Genomic DNA, 20,153 nt, shown 5'->3' on the forward strand with positions numbered 1-20,153 from the left:
TCTCTTGATCAATCGCATCAAACCGAAGCCGGAGCTCAAGGGATATTTCGTTCTCGTGCTGCATGCTCACCTTCCCTATATTCGTCATCAGAAGCATAACGATAATCTGGAAGAACAATGGTTCTACCAAGCCATGACAGAAACGTATCTCCCCCTAATTGAAGTCATGAATCGTCTGACTAGTGATAAGATAGATTTCCGCTTAACCTTCTCCATAACCCCGACTATCTTGTCCCTGTTCAGCAATCCATACTTGCAAGACAACTATCACGCTTACCTTAGTAAGCTTATTGGGCTAGCAGATAAGGAACGGGTTCGGTTACAAAAAAATCCTTCTTTTCTTCCTCTGGCGGCACATTATGCAGAACGATTCCGTGAGCTTCAGAAGCTTTATGAAAGCTGCAAAGGAAATGTCATCGCGACATTCAAACACTATCAAGATTTAGGTCGTATTGAAATTGTTACATCGGCCGCAACGCATGGATTTCTTCCTCTAATGAAGACAGAAGAGGCAATAAAAGCACAGATAATGACTGCAGTTCGGGATTATGAACGTTATTTTGATCAAAAGCCACGCGGCATCTGGTTACCTGAATGTGGCTATACACCTGGTATTGATCGCATTTTGAAGCAGGCTGGGATCCAATATTTTTTCACCGATTCCTCTGCTATCGCGTTCGCTTCACCGCAGCCCGCTAGAGAATTGGCTGCTCCGCTTATGACCCCCTATGGGGTCACCGCCTTTCCTCGCGACCCGGAATCCACCAATCAAGTATGGAGTGCCGAGAACGGCTACCCAGGAGATTTCAACTATCGTGAATACTACAGTGACATCGGGCAGGACACGGGGTTTAAATATTATCGCAACACAAGCAAAGGCAGCCATAAGGAGCCTTATCAACCAGAGCTGGCTTTAGAAAAAGCTGCTGAACATGCCGATCATTTTCTAGCAAATCGCCAAAAGCAAGCTGCTCATTGGGAACGCTGGCTGGATCGCAAACCCCTCATCGTATCACCCTATGATGCGGAGCTTTTTGGACATTGGTGGTATGAAGGCCCGCACTTTCTTGAGCGGCTCTGCCGCAACATGTTTCTCGATCAGCAAACGATTAAGATGATTACACCTAGTGAATATCTAGAGGAATATCCAGCAGCTGCTGTCGGACATTTGAACGAATCTAGTTGGGGCCGTAACCACTCCGCCGAAATTTGGCTGCAGGGACATAATGACTGGATTTATCGTCATCTGCATCAAGCCGAAGAACGTATGATTGAGCTTGCAACGAAACATGAACATCTCTCTCGCCATGGTAAGTTAAGCGCCAGCGTTCTGAAACGGGCTTTGAATCAAGCTGCAAGAGAATTCATGTTAGCTCAAAGCAGTGATTGGGCGTTCATGATGGACGCACAGAGTGACGTCGACCATGCCATTCGCCGAACGAAAGATCATCTAGGCTGCTTCCACCATCTCTGTGATCAGGTCGATCGGGAACAGGTTGACGAGGTACTGCTTACTGATTTAGAGGAGAAAGACAACTGCTTGCCAGATATTCAATTTCAAGATTACGTGAGCATACAGCAGCTTTCCCCTATCCCTACTATTCCAAACTTGAAGGAATGGAAAGCCTTACTGGAGGAAACCAAACACCGTCCGAATGTATTTATGCTGACTTGGGAATACCCGCCCAAACATGTCGGCGGCTTATCAAGAGCAGTCCATGAACTATCGGAAGCTCTTGTCGCTAACGAGGAAATCGTGCATGTTATCACAACCTCCTACGAGGGTGCGCCTAGTTTCGAGAAGATGAATGGCGTTTACGTACATAGGCTCCCTATTCACCATTCCGGTGATACTCACTTTTACCACTGGACGTTCGAAATGAATCTTGCCATGATCGATCATCTTGTCAGATGGAAAGAAAACGGCGGGAGAATCGACCTTTTGCATGCACATGATTGGATGGTTGCTCATACGGCAAGAGAAATTAAGACCAGCTACGGCATCCCTTTAGTAGCCACGATTCATGCAACAGAATGGGGACGAAATCAAGGAAATCTAACCTCCGACCTGCAGCGCAAGATTCATCATTTGGAGTGGCAGCTGACTTATGAGGCTAATCGTGTCTTTGTGTGCAGCTCCTATATGAAAGAGGAAGTAGGGCGTATATTTAATCTTCCTTCCGATAAAGTGAGTGTGCATCCGAATGGCATTCGGACTCCAAAACCAAACATAAAGACAATGAATCGACCTGATTTCGTGGCAAAACAAGATAAGGTCATTTTCTTCATTGGAAGGCTTGTATATGAAAAAGGTATCCAAATCCTGCTGGCTGCTCTGCCGAAAATCATCTCACAAGTTCCTCAGGCTAAACTCATTATCGCTGGCTCTGGGCCTATGGAAAGTGAGCTGCGCTCCCAGGCTGCCTTTTTAGGGGATCGCGTTTTGTTTACCGGCTTTGTAAATGATGCTTATCGCACACAGCTTTATCAATCTACGGATGTTTGTGTGATTCCGAGCTTGTATGAACCCTTCGGTATCGTAGCGCTGGAAGCCATGGCCAACCGGAAACCTCTGGTACTCTCCGATACAGGCGGTTTAGCTGAAATTATTAGGCATGGCGTGGACGGCTACAAGGCTCTCCCAGGTCATGTCGATTCATTAGCCTGGCACATTACGGATATGCTGCTGCAGCCAAAGCAAGCCGCCAAAATGGCTGATAGCGCCTACCAACTGCTGCAACAGCACTATGAGTGGAGCCATATCGCTCAAAATATCCAAAATGAGTACCAGATGCTTACCCACTATCAACCTGCCATTCAGGTCCATGCAACCATTTAGCCTTAGTCACAATCATCCAGACACAGGTCCTTGCAACAAGCTAGCCTTAGCCACTTCTTGAATGTAAGGGAACTAGATGACGCTATTTCAGTCAAAAAGCTCCATTTCCTCACTTTTAGGGAACTACGATTCGCTATTTAGTCCAAATCAGGGAAAATTAGCTCAATTTATAAGAAATAGCGGAACGACGTTCCTCAAGGTGCAGCATTTGGAGGTAAATCGCATAAATAGCGGATTGACGTTCCCTTTGCCTACAACAATTACGGAAAAACCGCTTGTAAGTTGAAGAACAGTCGACCAAATACCAAGCCAGTTTTGCGTAAGCAAAACTCTAAAGTTAATGCCTACGATGCCAGTTTTGCTAAAGCAAAACTCTAAGGTTAATGCTTACGATGCCAGTTTTGCTAAAGCAAAACTCTAAGGTTAATGCTTACGATGCCAGTTTTGCTAAAGCAAAACTCTAAGGTTAATGCTTACGACGCCAGTTTTCTTACGAAAACTTTAAGGAGGTACCACAATGAAGGCTGTCATTATGGCCGGAGGCAAAGGAACGCGACTTCGGCCCCTTACTTGTCATCTCCCCAAGCCCATGGTGCCTCTTCTCGGTAGGCCCTGCATGGCCTATATCATTGAATTGCTCCATAATCACGGCATTCAGGACATAGCAGTCACTATGCAATATAAACCTGAGGTGATACGCGACTATTTTGGCAATGGACAAGCTTTTGGCGTCAATCTTCATTATTTTGAAGAAACAAGTCCCCTTGGTACTGCCGGAAGTGTCAAACATGCGCACGAGTTTCTCGACGATACGTTCATTGTTATCAGCGGGGATGCATTAACGGATTTTGATTTGGAGCAAGCACTTGCTTTTCATAAAGAAAAACAAGCCAAAGCCACGTTAATCCTGACTCGTGTGAGTCATCCTTTGGAATACGGTGTTGTGATCACCAATGAAGAGGGGCAAATCACCCGTTTTCTGGAAAAACCAAGCTGGGGTGAAGTGTTCAGTGACACGGTAAATACAGGCATTTATATTTTGGAGCCTGAGATGCTGGACCGCATACCGTTTGGGCAAGAGTTTGATTTCAGTCAGCAGCTTTTCCCAGCCTTGCTCGAAGAAAACAAAGGGCTCTATGGATATATCAGCTCCGGTTATTGGACGGATATCGGCAACCTGCAGCAGTATCGTCAAACCCAGTTTGACATGCTCGATGGGAAAGTGAAGCTCGACATTCACGGAACACAGATCCGCCCCGGTGTCTACATTGCTGATGATGTAGAAACAAGTGCTACCGCTCGTGTGATCGGACCTGCTTTCATCGGGAAAGGGAGCAGCCTGGAAGACGAAGTAGAGATCGGCGAATACTGCATCATAGGGCAAAATAATCGACTCTCCAAAGGGAGCAAATTAACACGAAGCGTGCTGTGGGATCACAACCATATTGCTGAGCACAACGAATTGGCCGGTTCAACACTGACTAGTCGAATTATTTGCAAAGAGGCATCCTATTTGGGGGATGGCTCCGTAGTCGGCAACCATGTGGTCATCGGTGCGAAAAGCCGCATTGAATCCAACGTGAAAATTTGGCCCCATAAACAAATTCGTGATAAGACCCGGCTTCATACCTCCTATATTTGGGGAGATCATGCAACCAAATCGTTATTCAAGACAAACGGTGTAAGTGGTATTCCTAATCTAGATTTAACACCGGAATTGGTCGCTAAATTCGCCACAGCATACGGGGCAATCTTGGCCTCCGGCAAAACACTCATGGTTAGCTGTGCTCCCCATACGTTCACTCGTTTATTAAAGCGTACACTGACAGCAAGCCTTCAGTCCGTTGGAACGCATGTCATTGATTTGGGCGATTGCTTTGCATCTGCGTCTACCTTTGCTATTCGTCATTTGGGTGCTGCCGGTGGAATCCATCTCGAATGGTCAGGCAAAGAGAACGAGGTCTGTAATCTGCTCTGTTTGGACGCTGAAGGACTGCCTATTCCGAAATCGGCGGAGCGTAAAGTGGAAAACAGCTTTTGGCAAGAAGATTATGGGCGGGCCTCGATGAAGCAGATTGGCAGCTACAAAGAAGAAGTGCACTGGTTGCAAACCTATATCCATGCTTTGGCAGAAGAAATCGCATATGAACGTGATCATCAGTCTGCATCCCCTCTTCGCATCGTCATTGAAGCGAGTACTTGGCTGCAGCCATTCATTGTTCCATTTTTTGAAAAACTGGGGCTTGAAGCTATCCATGTTACATCTACAAGTAGGCAGGTTCCGCTTCACGTCTTTATCCCGTTATCAGGTGCGAGTCTCGGTTTACTTGTCCACGATGATGGACGAACCATGCAGTTAATAACGGAAAAAGGTGAGCTTGTAGACAGCGATTTACAAACCGTTTTCCTCTATCTTTGTTACTTGCACAGCCGTCCAGGAGCAACCATTGGAGCACCCGTCAGTGCACCCCAGCTTCTAGAAAGCATGGCCGAGGGGCTTGGAGGGAAGATCGTTCGTACGAAGGAATGGTCACGAGCCATCATGGAAGCTACACAAGAAGCGAGGATACATCCCTCGTTTGATTCTCTCTTTGCCATTGGCCTGGTGATTCTCCATTTGGAAAGAACCGGCATTCCGCTCTCGGATCTGCTCTCCTTGTTTCCTAGCTTTCATCTTCTTCGTGAACATGTCGATTGTCCGTGGGATTCCAAAGGAGAGGTTATGCGGAGCATGATGGAACGGACGAAAGATGTACCTTTCGATCTAATCGACGGAATTAAATTTTATCATGAGAATGGGTGGGTCCTGCTGCTGCCAGATGCCGATGATCCTGTCTTTCAGCTCGTAGCACAATCGGCGGATCCTGAGCTTGCAGAGCGGCTCGTCCATTCCTATCGTGGACACATTCTAAACGCCATTGGTTATGCATAATTATGTATAGATGTATCCGATACGTGGATTCTGAAGTCCTATGATGAAGGGGAGAGCGGCGTGAATATGATTCCAAGCGTTTCTAGACAGATCGCTTTTGTGCAGTATGACGATCAATCCTCCAGCATGACCGTGCAGTATCATACTGGTTTCAAAGCATCTTATACCAATGTTAAACAGGACGAATACCTCTTGATATTTTCTTCGGTGAATCGGTACGATTCCTTAATGCGACTTACGGAGAACCGGTACATGGAAGGGCAAACTCCAACCAAGTAAAGGATATACATGAGATCTCCCCCTTTGACATAAGGTGGAGATTTTTCGTTTGTATGGTGCATATGCTACAATGTTGCTCAAGATCCTTGCAGCTTATTTTCCACAACTACCCTGAGAAAGGTGAGTCCGATACCTATCCAAGTCCTCTCTGTTGATCCTATGGATCGGGATACACTTCACTTGCTTATCCAGTCACCTACTGTTCTGTTTGTCTACTGGCAGCTCTCTGGCAGAAAAAAGAACATGATACAGGAACATTTCGATAAAGACTGGAAAGCGCTTCAGCCTACATTGCGATTTTATCATGTAGCCGATCTTCCAATTGATAGCCACCAAGCTGACAGCGTCTCAGAACTTCATCTCCCCCACGGAGAATCATGCTTTCTGAGCGGGTTTCACCCAGGTCAACGTTACTTCGCGGATCTTGGCATTGTGAATGAACAGGGGCAGTTTCTCCCGCTTCTGCGTTCCAATACGATTCTGACTCCCCCTATAGATACGAATCAAGAATTTCCTTCTCACCTAATAACGAATGATCAACTAGTTACATACCGGCCTATGGCCGTTTCCTTTCAGCCAATGACGCCTGAAGCTAATGAGCATTTCTCTGCCTATTCGGTGTATTCACCGAAGACCGCATACTCAGCAGATACGGAATCTGGAGGCGATACTGATTGAGCACAAACTCTAGCGCCAATGCGAACAGCTCCAATGCGAACAACAACAACAACAACAACAACAACAACAACAACAACAACAACAACCCAAACTCCAACTCCAATTCCAACTCCAACGTACAAGGTTACGTTGCTTTGCTTTTGCATGCCCATATCCCCTACGTTCGTCACGAGGAGGAGAACATCACCCTAGAAGAGCGATGGTTCTTCGAAGCCGTTGTCGATAGTTATCTTCCTTTGATCGAAATGATGGATCGGCTTCTCGAAGATGACGTGCCTTTCCATCTCACATTGTCTTTGTCCCCGACGCTGCTTGCCATGCTCGAGGATTCACGTTTAAAAAAGAGGCTTCGCAGGCATCTATCCTCGCTGTGTGAACTGGCTCAGCGAGAGGTTATTCGTCTGTGGGGTCATGCCGACTTCGGTCCCACGGTGAAGCTCTATGCCGACCAGTATCATCGGCTTATGGTATTGTACGATCGCCTTCGAGGCGATCTGATAGGTAAGTTCCGCAGCCTAAGAAGCACAGGCTGCTTAGAATTAATAACGTGCGCCGCGACACATGCGTTCTTGCCGCTAGTCAAGAACGACTCCGCGCTGCGCGCGCAGCTCGAAGCCGCCGTAATGGAATTCCGGCGGCATTTTGGGGCCGCTCCGGCTGGCATCTGGCTGCCGGAATGCGGCTATACGCCTGCGGTGGAGCCTCACCTGCAGGCGCTTGGTATTCGCTACTTCGTAGTGGACGCCCATGCGCACGCGCAGGCTTTGATAGCGCCGCAGGAGGACGCGGCGAAAATGCAGTGCACGGCGTCGGAGGGCACAGAGAAGAACACGACTAATACGAAGGAACCTGCATTTGAAGGTACCGCGAAGGTGAAGAGCGCAGCGGCGTCCCCGCTGCGCACGCAGAGCGGCGCCTGCGCCTTTGCTCGGGACCTCGAAGCCGGCGCTCAGGTATGGAGCGCCGAAGTCGGATACCCGAGCGATGCCAACTATCGCGAGTACTATCGCGATATCGGCTATGACCTCGGCCAAGACGGCGGGGCCGAGTGGGAATACTTGAAGCCCTATGTGCTGCCGGACGGCGCACGCATCCATACGGGCTTCAAGTACTACAGCGTCACCGGCGCGGCCGCAGGTGACGCCAAAGCGCCCTACCACCCGGCGCGGGCCGCTCAGAAAGCTCAGCAGGATGCTGAGCATTTCGTCGCCTGCCGGGTGGCGCAGCTTCGCCGCCTCGCAAGGGAGCGCGAGGCGCTGGCTTTGGCCGCCGGCGACCGCGAAGCGCGGCCGGCGGAACCGCCGGTCATCGTATGTCCATACGATGCTGAGCTGTTCGGGCACTGGTGGTACGAAGGCCACCAGTGGCTTGAGGCTGTGCTGCGCGGGCTCGCTGCCGCGCGCAGCCTTGAGGGCGTAGTCGTGTCCACGACTACGTTAGGCGGCTACGCCGCCGCCCATGCGCCGACCACGGAAGCTACGCTTCCTGTGTCGAGCTGGGGCCGAGGCGGCTACGCCGAGGTCTGGCTGCAGCCGCGCAGCCAGTGGGTACATCCGCTGCTGCACGCGGCGGAGGATCGTATGGTGCTTGCTGCGCAAAAGCACCCGAACCCCGAGCTGCTCACGAAGATGCAGCAGCGTGCACTGAACCAAGCCGCGAGAGAGCTTATGCTCGCGCAAAGCAGCGACTGGACATTCATCCTAGATGCGGAAACAGTGACTGCCTATGCGGCCAACCGCATAGAAACGCATTTATCCCATTTCCATAAATTACTCAACGGGCTAGAAACAGCTGCTTCAGACAAAGAGCTATCCGAATTTGTGATTCCCTTAGAACGGAGATCCCCTTTTCTACCGGAGCTCCACTACCGTCTTTTCCAAACTAACTCCTCAATAAGTTCGAATAACTCTTTGGATCGTAGTTCATTGAACTTCTCATCAAATCCCAAGTCATCACCTCTGCGTATTCTTATGCTCGCATGGGAATATCCGCCGCGTGTCATCGGTGGTCTCGCTAGAGCCGTTTGCGACTTATCTAAGCATCTTGCTGCCTTCGGCCATGAAGTTCATGTCATTACGTGTCTTGCTCCCGATTGTCTTCCTTATGAGCGGTCTGATGGGGTGCATATTCACCGTGTAGAAGTTCTCCAGTCCTCTGGAGCCATTCACTTCCTAGATTGGGTATTTCAAATGAACATGGCTTTCATCGATGCCATCCAACGCTTAACTTTGCAAGGCATGCAATTCGATCTTATTCATGCTCATGATTGGCTTGTCTATTATGCAGCCAAAGAATCCAAAAATGAGCTTCATCTCCCGCTCCTTGCAACAATCCATGCCACCGAGTATGGCCGAAATCAAGGGAAGCTGGATACCCCGGTGCAGCAACGGATCCATGCCTTAGAAAATAAGTTAGCCGACGAAGCCGATCAGCTCGTTGTCTGCAGCCTTTATATGCAGCAAGAGGTCATTCGCCTATTTCATGTACCTATCAACAAAACGGCACATATACCTAATGGTGTTATTCCTTTTCGCGCTGCTGCTGTTCCCCTTGAGGATGTTAATCCGCTTCTTTCTAATGCTCTTAGTAGCGGTCATGAACAGAATCGAATTATTGCTTTCCTCGGGAGGCTTGTTTATGAAAAGGGCGTGCATATCCTCATAGCCGCCATGCGGTTTGTGCTCAAACGTTACCCCGAAGCTAAACTGATTATCGCGGGCACAGGACCAGAACTTGAGGGATTAGAACGATTGGCCGCGCCGTTAGGTGACCGGGTCAGCTTTACAGGATTCCTAGATGAGATTGACAAAAGTCAGCTTTTGCTTTCCGCGGAGCTTTGTGTAATTCCAAGCCTCTATGAGCCATTTGGTCTAGTCGCTTTGGAAGCAATGGCATGTGGTACACCACTCATCGTATCGGATACAGGAGGTCTTGCTGAGATTGTAGACCATGGTATTAACGGCTGCAAAGTGCTACCGGGGGATGCTAACGCTCTAGCATTTCAGATTACCCATTTATTTGAAAAGCCCGACAACGCAAGCGAACTCGCTGCAGCTGCTTTGAACAAAGTCAGCGAGACCTTTCATTGGGATCAAATTAGCAAATTGACAACAGAAACTTACGAAAAATTGATTCTCCTTTACCCACAGAGGTCAGGTATATTCCCCAACCAGAAGGAAATAATAAAATAATATGGATAACTATGCCAGTTTGTAAGCGTGACCAGTGGGAATTTTCAGAATTTTTTCAAACAATCATTGATTCCTTGGTAAGAATTAGGTAACCTATTGGCAAGCCCTGTGTTAACTATGTCCTAGTCACTAGCGAATCGAGGACGCGATATCCCATGCTGGATACCTCAAGGACGGGTTCTGAATCGCGCGATCAAACAAACGAGTGGGGAAGTGATTTTATTGCCTAGACATCTGGTCATCGGAAACGGAAAATTTCTTATTAACCTCGATCAGCATTCCTACATGCGAGATCTGTATTATCCTTTCGTAGGCCAGCTTAACCATATTGGCGGTTATCAATGCAGAGTTGGTATATGGGTAGATGGTTCCTTCGCTTGGCTGAATGCCCCTGAATGGCAATTTAAACTTGCCTACGTGGAGGATTCGCTCGTCACCGAAGTGACAGCTACACATCCTGGTCTTGGTGTCACTCTGCTCATGAATGACGGGGTTCATCAGCGCGAGGATATATACCTCAAACGTATCCAAATTACGAATCACAATAGTACCGTTAGCGAAGTAAGGATGTTCTTCAATCAAGACTTGCTCATTAATGAGACAGAAGTTGGGGATACAGCCGCTTACTATCCAGCGAATAATACGGTATTCCATTATAAGAAAGACAGATATTTTATGTTTAACGGCAGTACAGGAACCGAAGGCATTTATCAATACTCTACAGGTGTCAAAAGGTTCTATAATGCCGAGGGAACTTGGCGCGACGCGGAAGATGGGCATTTGATGGGTAATGCCATTGCTCAAGGCTCCGTCGATAGTACCATTTCTTTTCGACTCTTCGTACCGCCGAATGCCAAACAAACGCTCTATTATTGGATGGGTGCAGGCAAAACGCTGGAGGAAGTCAAGAAACTCGATGCCTATGTCAAAGACAGCCACCCCGGTAAACTCCTTGACCGGGTAACCGTGTACTGGCAAAGATGGGCAAACAAAATTGAGCGCGATTACGGCGATCTGCCGCTCGAAGTCCAACGGCTTTTCAAACAAAGTCTACTGCTTGTCAGGACCCAAACGGATGTAAACGGTGCGATCATCGCTGCGAACGATTCCGATATTATGCAAAGCAACCGCGATCATTACAGTTATATGTGGCCTCGTGACGGTGCTTTAATTGCTTATTCCATGTCCATGGCTGGCTATCAAGGAATGATTATTCCTTTCTTTAACTTCTGTGCGAACGTGCTGTCACCCGAAGGTTACTTGCATCATAAATACAATCCGGACGGCACCGTAGGCTCCAGTTGGCATCCATACATTCATTCCGGACGGGTACAGCTTCCTATTCAAGAAGATGAGACTGCCCTTGTGTTATTTGCCCTTTGGCAGGATTTCCAGAAAAATGGAAGTCTTGAATTCGCCCAATCCCTCTATCGCAATCTCATTCGCAGAGCGGCCAGATTCATGTCCACTTACATTGATCAGGAATTGAACTTGCCGAAGCCAAGTTATGATCTGTGGGAAGAGCGTTACGGTATATTCACGTTTACAGCTTCAGCGGTTTATGGCGGACTTATTGCCGCTTCCAACTTCAGCAACCTGTTCGGAGATGAAGAGCGCAGCAATCGCTACAGGCATACAGCGGAGAAAATCAAATCCGGCATCCTCAAGCATCTGTGGGACGAAGGAGAACAACGATTCGTTCGCGGCTTGTACATGGAAGATGGCGAATGGGTAAAGGATATGACGCTCGAAAGCTCTGTTTACGGCATCTTTGAATTCGGCGTTCTGCCTGCTGACGATGATCGTGTGGTGAGCACCATGAAAGCCAACAAAGCTGGACTAATGATCAAAACCGAAGTCGGAGGTTCCGCTCGTTATCATCATGACTATTACTTCCAACGCTCCACGGATATTGAGAACGTGCCAGGTAACCCATGGATCATCTGTACATTGTGGATTGCCGAATGGGAAATCGAATACGCCAAATCACTCGCGGATCTCGAAGCACCGCGTCAAACGCTCGAATGGGTCGTTAAACACGCAATGGAAAGCGGCGTTCTGTCGGAACAATTAGACCCTTTCACAGGTGAACCGGTATCCGTTGCTCCACTTACATGGTCACACGCTACTTATGTGCTGACCGTCGTTAAATACTTGAACAAGTACAAACAGCTTACCAGGCAAGGATAAACGACTCCGTCGTCCTTAAGGGACAACAGCGAAGTAAGGATGTTCTTCAATCAAGACTTGCTCATTAACGAGACAGAAGTTGGGGATACAGCCGCTTACTATCCAGCGAATAATACGGTATTTAAAAAAGCCTGCATAAGTGCAGTCTTTTCAATCGAGTCCGACGATTAGGGAGGAATTCCTGCAAATCTACAGTATTATTGCAGCATTTCTGCTTGTACCTGAGAAGTAGYTGCGAAAAAGTGTATTTTTGCAGGCATTTTATTTACCGAGCTAAATAAGAGGTAAAAAGGATGTATACATGCAGCCATTCTACAAAAGCTGTTTTACGCTTCGTTGAAGTTCGTATCGCACGTCGTGTTTCCCTGCTGCCCCTGTGACAGCGGAAAACCACCCTTTCGTGCAGAGCAACTGCAGCGTTTGAATGGCAGTTCGGTGATTGATGCCTAAATGAGTCACTACATCCTGCGAAAAAGTGTATTTTTGCAGGCATTTTATTTACCGAGCTAAATAAGAGGTAAAAAGGATGTATACATGCAGCCATTCTACAAAAGCTGTTTTACGCTTCGTTGAAGTTCGTATCGCACGTCGTGTTTCCCTRCTGCCCCTGTGACAGCGGAAAACCACCCTTTCGTGCAGAGCAACTGCAGCGTTTGAATGGCAGTTCGGTGATTGATGCCTAAATGAGTCACTACATCAATTGACCGCAGCGGWCGAGCGAGTCTACATAGGCGGACCCAGTCGAGACGAGACGAACGGTTTCCCCTCTCCGACACGCTGTTCGAAGCAGTCTTTATTTTGTCCCCTAATCGACTTTCATCGTTAGNCATAGGCGGACCCAGTCGAGACGAGACGAACGGTTTCCCCTCTCCGACACGCTGTTCGAAGCAGTCTTTATTTTGTCCCCTAATCGACTTTCATCGTTAGGCGAATTGAATAAGCTGATAAAAACTATAACGTACTTTACCTCCCATGGATTTGAACAATTGTTCATTCCGGGAGGTATTTTTCATTTCATTTTTATAGTAAAACCTCCTTGCAGTCTCCTCCCGTTCTCAGTTGACATCTCTTTTTCCAATATGTTACACTTTTGTTGTACTGACCAGTCAGTTTTAACTTGAGCATCGAAAGGCGGATCTCCTTGAGTAAAGAGAAAATTATCCAAACAGCGGTTGAAGTATTTTCAGAAAACGGTTACCATCGGGCAAGTATGGATGAAATTGCTCTGCGAGCAAATGTCGCCAAAGGTACATTGTACTATCACTTTCCAGGAAAAGCCCAATTGTTTAAGACGCTTGTTAAGGATGGTTTTCAGGAAATAATTGATAAAGTTCAGGCAGATCTTAAAGCCAATCTTACTTTGGAAGAACAAATCAAAAGGATCATCAGGCACAATCTCGATCTGTTTTTGGAATCAAGCCATTTAGCGCATATCGTTTTCAATGAATTATCTAACGGCATCGATCAGGAAGTGCTGGAAGAACTGAAGCAACTAAGGATTGACTACATTCATTTTCTTGCCAGCGTCTTAGAAGAAGGCAAGCAAGAAGGCGTGCTTCGCAATGTTAACTGCAATTTGGCCGCGGCGGGAATCGTTGGGATGCTCGACAGCACATGTAACTATTTTTTGAATAACAGCAATGAATTGTCTCGTGATCAGATTGAGCAAATCTTTTATACGATCATTACGTCAGGTTTGTTTATGTCCAGCGGTGAGTAACCGCCTCTTTTTTTCGAGTTATCATACTGACTAGTCAGTTCAAATAAATGAAGATGGAAGCGATGGTGGACCATATGGATTGGAGAACGGTTAATGAATTGATCCCTTTGTCTTATTTTAAAGAAATGCGTGCCTCCTCCCCCGTATCGTATAACAAGGATTATGACTCCTGGGACGTTTTCAAATACGAAGACGTCAAAGCTATCTTTTCCGATCATGAGCATTATTCTTCACAAGGTGTTGAAACGATGAAAGATCCAATTGAGGCGAGTGTTCTAAGACAGGATCCGCCTAAACATCGGCAATTGCGGATGCTTGTTTCTCAAGCTTTTGTTCCTCGGGTCATCGAAGGACTGACGCCAAAGATTGAGGCGATAGCGAATGCGTTGTGTGACCAGATGGAAGCAAGCGGTAAGATGGATGGGCTTCATGATTTTGCAAGTCCGCTGCCGATTATCGTCATTGCCGAAATGCTAGGTATTCCGCAGGAAGATCGTGAGCGTTTCAAAGAATGGTCGGATGCGCTGGTCGGAAACAACTCCGAGCGATATTACCAATGCCAACAAGAGATGAGTGACTATTTTACCGCTATAGCGGATCAGAGACGGCTTGAACCGCAGGATGATCTGATTAGTCGTCTCGTCCGCGTGAAGGCAGATGGCGAACAATTAAGCGATCTGGAAGTGATCGGCTTCTGCATCCTGCTGCTTGTAGCGGGAAATGAAACCACAACCAACCTAATCTCGTCGGCACTTCTTTGCTTCGATAGCCATCCAGATGTCAAAGAGCAGCTTTTGGCGGATCAATCCTTAGTTCCACAGGCTCTAGAGGAAGTTCTTCGTTATTGTTCACCTGTGCAAACGATGATTCGAACGGTAAAAAAGACCACAGTTCTACGCGGGCAAACACTAACTCCCGGACAAATGGTCAACATCCGGATTGGCTCGGCAAACCATGACGAAGACATCTTCGAGCTCCCGGACATCTTCAACATCTACCGGAATCCTAATCCCCATCTTGCTTTTGGTCACGGAATTCACTTCTGCTTAGGAGCGCAATTAGCCCGTTTGGAAAGTAAAATTGCTATTCAAACGCTGCTTAATCGATTCCCTGAGTTCCACCTCGATCGCTCCCATGTGCTCAAGAGGATCGATAGTTGGATGATGTTTGGAGTCAAACAAATGCCTATTATTTTGCGGTAATGGAAGTTGTGTTCAGTGCAATGGTTTTAGTTCGACTGATTGGGGTACATTTGTGAGGGCAAATGGGCTATTGAGGTTACCAATGTTGTATTCTCTACAACAATTCACACGCCAAAAGGCTATTTCGCAATACGAAGTTGTATATTGGAGTCAATTTCATAATAAAAGTCCGATTTTTCCAAGTATGGATCCGGGAGAATGCAGTTGGATAAGAGCCTTTAGAGACTGCTGTTTCTTCATTTTCAGCGTATTTTTGTAAAATAAGAGTCCCTAAAGACTCTTAACGTTCAAGTGAAGTGTGAATTCGGGGGAAAAGCAATCGGATAAGAGCCTTTAGAGACTGCTATCTCTTCATTTTCACCGTATTCGGGAGAAATATCGTCGGATAAGACCTTATGGAGCTAATCTCACTATAAAAGCCCGAATTTCCTACAAGGCCCCTTAAACATCGTACAAGCTATTGACTTCAAACCAATTAAAGAATTCAGAAAGGGATTTATCCGTTTAAATGCCCTGATTTGTAATGCTTAAACAGAGAATAACGTGATATCTTGGCACCAAATGGATATCTTGGGTAGGTGACTGTTTTTGAATGCCGCTATAAGTCCTTATGTAGCAACGGTTTTGAATTATGAAATTGACTCTATTGTACAACATTTCGAGCCGATTTGTTGCGAAATGGCCTGTTTACAATTTGTTGCACATTATGCAACAACGAAGGGAGAATGGCGAGAATTAGGCAGCAATTGTTGCACGTTCTACAACATCATTCAACCGCGAATAGAGATTCATTGATCCAGCAACCTCAACCCAGCATAGTTGATGATTGATCACGATTTAAGACACCTGCATATAGAGTAGGAAGTTTTCGCCTTACCCCCTACCCCAAAACATATGAATTCTGGCAAAAAATACTCTCATTTTGAGAGTCTTAGTTCTGATACAAAAAATCATCCTAATTCATGTATTCGGACCAAACATAAGTTTCCATACCAGATATCCCCATCGTTCTCGAACGTGACAACCGAGGGGTATTAACTCAACTTTCCTGCCATAACACCACCTACTTTTGCAATCCCACGACTAGGCCAATGTAGTGACAAGCAATTATCCTAAAGCGTATTCTGTGACATGGGAGGTTATCGCTATGAAATACAAGAGCCTATCAGTCAAAAGCAAATGGATTAAAACTAAATGGTTGGTTAAGCATAGAAAGCTAAGAAAATTCATCCCTCGTACTATGCTATTCAACAGTAAAAATCTTAATTTGATGCTGTCGGCTTTTTCTACCATATATTTCAAACCCACCGGTGGTACAGGTGGAGCAGACATCATTCGGATCAAAAGAAAAGATAGTGGGTATCAAATTCAACTTAAATCCGTTAAATCGTACTATTCAAGCAGGAAAAGTTTATACATCAAGCTTCGCCGATTTTCAAAAAAAAGATCATTTTTGCTTCAGCAGGGTATAGTCTTGGCCACGACGAAAGGTAGACCATTTGACGTACGTGTTATGGTTCAGAAGACGACCAAAGGAAAATGGATAAGCAGCGCTATTTTCACAAAAATAGGCAGGACGGGCAAGATCGCTACGAACTATCATCAAGGCGGAAAACTTGGTTATTTCTTTCAAACAATGGCCGGAGCAGGATATAAAAGCGCATCTATCCGAAGAAAGAAAGCAAAACTAGATCGGTTGGGATGTGCCGTCGGAAGTCAATTCGATAGTTATAAGAACGGCTTTAGAGAATTAGGCTTGGATGTTGCTTTAGATGTTAAAGGAAAACCTTGGATCCTCGAGGTTAACACCAGGCCCCAGTTTTATCCATTGAAGCACATGAAGGATAAAAGCATGTATCGTCGTATTTTATCTTTTTCCAAGCAGTATGGAAGGTCTAAATAAGTGCTTTGTGCAGCAGGCCACCGAGTTTACCGTCAGCAGCCTGTTATTTTTATTTAGTCATTCAGCGGGCGTTTGAAGTACGCAATCACTTTGTCTCCAGCTGGAACGACGGTTACAAGTTCCCATCCGTATCGCCCCCAATGGCCCAGCGCATCGTCCAAATTCCAGCTGTACAGCTGACTGTCTGCTGCTGGCTTTAGTCCATCTCCGATTGAAGTATCTGTCGCGTACTCGAACTGCTGTCTAGGGAAGGATTGTAATTGCGGTTGAGGCATTCGTTCCTCCCTTAAATCCCAGCGGATTCGGGTTGAAGCATCCGAGAGTGCGGCGATAATGGCCTCCCGATCCGTAACTTCAAGTGCCAGGAGCCGCGGTGCTCTTGGCATGAAGAACGAGCGGTGCGAATGATAGACCTGCAGCACCAGCGTACCCAGCTCTTCACCTTCCGCTGTCTTCACGACATACCATACGCAGCGTTCCCTTTCTTCGGGCGGTCCCCAGTTCTCAATGGAATCCTTTAAGTTGAATCCGCCCCTGATGATGAATCCATCAGCGGCAAGCCGCTCTGCGACCGGCGCCATAAATTGTTGAATCCACGCGCCATAGGCACGATCGCCGAACTTCTTGAACATCTCGGTCAGTTCATCCTTCTCTTCGTCAAAGAAGGTTTTCCACGCATGGGATAAAATATCTCCGGCGGTACGGGCAATGGATTCAATTGTGGTCGTTTGCATGTTTATGCACTCCTTTTTATTTAATCTAACGATGATAAATAATAATATAATACCGTTAGATTAAACTCTTGTGTTATACTTGTCAAGAGATAAAATGGAAGGTGACCTGACATGGCAAGAAGACGAATTCATCCCTTAACGACAGATGAGGACACGAATCGGAGTGAGCCGCTTCATACGCCTCTCGACCGTGCCCGGATTGTCGGGATTATGCTGGAACTGCTGAAAGCCGAGGGCTTGGATGGCATCAGCATGCGCAAAATCGCCGACTCACTAGGCGTGAAAGCCGCATCTTTGTACTACCATGTGAAGGACAAAGAACAGCTGCTCCATCTATTGGCCGAAGAGATCAGCACCAAGATTGATTTTCCCGATACTGCTTTGGATTGGAAAATGCAGCTGCGCCTCTGGTCGAGGAGCTTCCGCCTTAGTCTGCTGCAATACCCAGACGCTGTGCATATTATGAACTCAACGCATGCGGCAAGCCCTAACCGTTTGGCCCATATCGAATTTCTGTTTCGTGTGCTCGTCGAAGCTGGATTTAAGGATGACCAAGTTCCGTGGCTTGCAGCCATGCTCAAGAACTTCATCTACGGCTTCGTCGATGAAGAATGCCGATTGCAGGATCGGGCGAAGTTTTCGGAGGAAAACCAGAAAGAATCGGAGACAAGATTCAAAGAGATTGAGGCATTGCCCAAGGAGCGATATCCCCACTTTATCCGCCTCGCCGCTTATACAACTTCTGTGAATTGGGAAGAAGAGTTTTCGTTCGGGTTGGATGTGCTGCTTGCTGGTTTCGTTGATAAGCTTGCAAGAGGCTAAAAATAGTTATTAAATACAAGAGCGGCTATTCCGGACGTATAGAGTCTGGAACAGCCGCTAGTTGAAGTGCTTGATTACAACATTTTTAAAGATCGCGGTGCCGCCTTCAGAAAAAAGGGTAATTCCTTGATCGTTTAATTCCGGGAAGATTTCATTGGAAAAAACGATGGTTCCATCATCCATAAAGACTTCAATGCTTGTTTTATCGACGAGAATCTTCAAGTGAACGTTTTTCTTACTCACATCAAAAGGTGACCTGCTTTCAACATATTTACCACTCTTGTCGGGCTGCCCTGTAAAAGCTCTATTGACATAAGCATATTGGCTTTCTATAGACACTCCGACATCTACATGACGGTTTTTGTCTGTTGATTCTCGAAGTTTTAATCCTACATTCTTGATCTCTGACCACGATATATCTGTCTCAAACTGATATGCATCGCCTGTTATATGAAGAGTTTTAGAGCCATTAACCTCTATTTGTTTCAACGAATCCGTTGTATGTGTCATTTGATTTAATGCTTCAATGGGTTGTGAAACCAAACGATACGTATCGCCATCATGTTTTAAATTAATTTGACGAACAATCGAATCCATCCCGTTAAACCCTTCTTGAAGGGTTGGCGTATTATGGGGATAATCCCAATTATTCATCCAAGCCATAGCATACCGATGATTGTATTTATCGCTATTTTTCCCTTCTTCAAACGTAACGGCACCATACCAATCAAAGCCGTAATCCAACCACTGAGGGTTACTTTGATCCGGGAAAAATTCTTTTCCATTAAAATGTCCAGTCCAATAGGCGTAAGTGTTTGGTTGACCTGCCGACTTACCATTTGCGCTGACACCAAGAATCCATTTATTGATCCCGTCATTCGTACGCATCAAGTAAAGATCAGGACACTCCACAATTCCGATATTTTCTGTCATAAAACCACTCGTATAATGCCAATCTTTTAAATTCGGAGATTCATAAAAACCAATCTTCGTCCCTTCCGCCATTGCCAGCACCCATTTATTAATCTGTTGATCCCAGATGATTTTCGGGTCTCTAAAATCCTTTGTGCCCGGATTCGGAATAATGGGATCGTCACGGTAAGAATTAAACGTTTTTCCTTTGTCCGTACTGTACCATAGATATTGTTCCTGCTTCCCGCCTTCTGCAGACGGCTGTGTCATGATCGCGACAAGCGCTTCTTTTCCAAAGCCTGCCGTATTATTCTCGTCCACAACGACTGATCCGCTCCATAAATCGCCATTGCTGGTTGTATATTTAGGAATGGCTACCCCTTCATCTTTCCAATGCACCAAATCCGTTGATGTCGCATGCCGCCATTCGGTTCCATTTCCGTTTGGATAATCATGATTATAGAGATAATAGTAATGATACTTTCCATCCAAATAAATCGGCCGCTGAGGGTCGTTTTTCCATTTGTCGGGCGTAGTGAAATGATAGCTAGCTCGATACGTTGGCCTAACGGAATCGATGGTTTCGTTCTTTCCTATGCTCATCAAAATAACGAAACAAACCATAACTACAACTATTCGTTTTGCTGCTTTCTTATAATTTGGTGTATCGTTCAAGTTGACACCGCCTCGCTGTGCTGCTGTTTATTCCTTTTTAAAAAAAGAAAACGCCGATTTACATCGGCATTTTCTT

The 20,153-nt window shown here is 46.3% G+C and carries 12 protein-coding genes; 10 read left to right on the forward strand and 2 right to left on the reverse strand.

The window, feature by feature from the left end:
- Positions 1-4: 4 nt before the first annotated feature.
- The 9 genes from ASG93_RS21550 (at position 5) to ASG93_RS21590 (ending at position 16,934) form a co-directional block, all read left to right on the forward strand.
- Positions 5-2,839, forward strand: coding sequence for a 1,4-alpha-glucan branching protein domain-containing protein (locus tag ASG93_RS21550; RefSeq protein ID WP_056835067.1), 2,835 nt, complete (start codon positions 5-7; stop codon positions 2,837-2,839).
- A 517-nt stretch (positions 2,840-3,356) separates the two neighbouring features.
- On the forward strand, positions 3,357-5,771 hold the full coding sequence (locus tag ASG93_RS21555) for a sugar phosphate nucleotidyltransferase (RefSeq protein WP_056835068.1): 2,415 nt from the start codon (positions 3,357-3,359) through the stop codon (positions 5,769-5,771).
- Between the two features lie 66 nt (positions 5,772-5,837).
- Positions 5,838-6,050, forward strand: a complete 213-nt coding sequence (locus ASG93_RS21560) for a hypothetical protein (RefSeq protein ID WP_056835070.1) — start codon at positions 5,838-5,840, stop codon at positions 6,048-6,050.
- A gap of 159 nt (positions 6,051-6,209) precedes the next feature.
- Positions 6,210-6,728 (forward strand): DUF4912 domain-containing protein, encoded by a 519-nt coding sequence (locus tag ASG93_RS21565; RefSeq protein WP_082615013.1) that lies wholly within the window; start codon positions 6,210-6,212, stop codon positions 6,726-6,728.
- Positions 6,725-9,919: a 1,4-alpha-glucan branching protein domain-containing protein gene (locus tag ASG93_RS21570; protein ID WP_056835074.1), complete on the forward strand. Its 3,195-nt coding sequence runs from the start codon at positions 6,725-6,727 to the stop codon at positions 9,917-9,919. Before ASG93_RS21565 ends, ASG93_RS21570 begins: the two co-directional genes overlap by 4 nt.
- A gap of 222 nt (positions 9,920-10,141) precedes the next feature.
- Complete coding sequence (locus ASG93_RS21575; RefSeq protein WP_056835075.1) at positions 10,142-12,109, forward strand: glycoside hydrolase family 15 protein; 1,968 nt, start codon at positions 10,142-10,144, stop codon at positions 12,107-12,109.
- 1,141 nt (positions 12,110-13,250) lie between these two features.
- Positions 13,251-13,829, forward strand: coding sequence for a TetR/AcrR family transcriptional regulator (locus tag ASG93_RS21580; RefSeq protein ID WP_056835077.1), 579 nt, complete (start codon positions 13,251-13,253; stop codon positions 13,827-13,829).
- Positions 13,830-13,903: 74 nt separating this feature from the next.
- Complete coding sequence (locus ASG93_RS21585; RefSeq protein ID WP_056835079.1) at positions 13,904-15,031, forward strand: cytochrome P450; 1,128 nt, start codon at positions 13,904-13,906, stop codon at positions 15,029-15,031.
- A 1,147-nt stretch (positions 15,032-16,178) separates the two neighbouring features.
- Positions 16,179-16,934, forward strand: a complete 756-nt coding sequence (locus ASG93_RS21590; RefSeq protein WP_056835081.1) for a YheC/YheD family protein — start codon at positions 16,179-16,181, stop codon at positions 16,932-16,934.
- Between the two features lie 53 nt (positions 16,935-16,987).
- On the opposite strand, the gene ASG93_RS21595 is transcribed toward ASG93_RS21590, so the two are convergent.
- Complete coding sequence (locus tag ASG93_RS21595; protein ID WP_056835083.1) at positions 16,988-17,668, reverse strand: DUF6022 family protein; 681 nt, start codon at positions 17,666-17,668, stop codon at positions 16,988-16,990.
- Between the two features lie 111 nt (positions 17,669-17,779).
- Between ASG93_RS21595 and ASG93_RS21600 the strand changes: the two genes are divergently transcribed.
- Positions 17,780-18,490, forward strand: a complete 711-nt coding sequence (locus tag ASG93_RS21600; protein WP_056835085.1) for a TetR/AcrR family transcriptional regulator C-terminal domain-containing protein — start codon at positions 17,780-17,782, stop codon at positions 18,488-18,490.
- 57 nt (positions 18,491-18,547) lie between these two features.
- On the opposite strand, the gene ASG93_RS21605 is transcribed toward ASG93_RS21600, so the two are convergent.
- Entirely contained in the window at positions 18,548-20,005 is a 1,458-nt protein-coding gene (locus ASG93_RS21605) for a glycoside hydrolase family 32 protein (RefSeq protein ID WP_321166699.1), read from the reverse strand.
- Between the last annotated feature and the right edge of the window lie 148 nt (positions 20,006-20,153).

Source organism: Paenibacillus sp. Soil787 (genome assembly GCF_001429545.1).
GTDB lineage: Bacteria > Bacillota > Bacilli > Paenibacillales > NBRC-103111 > Paenibacillus_E.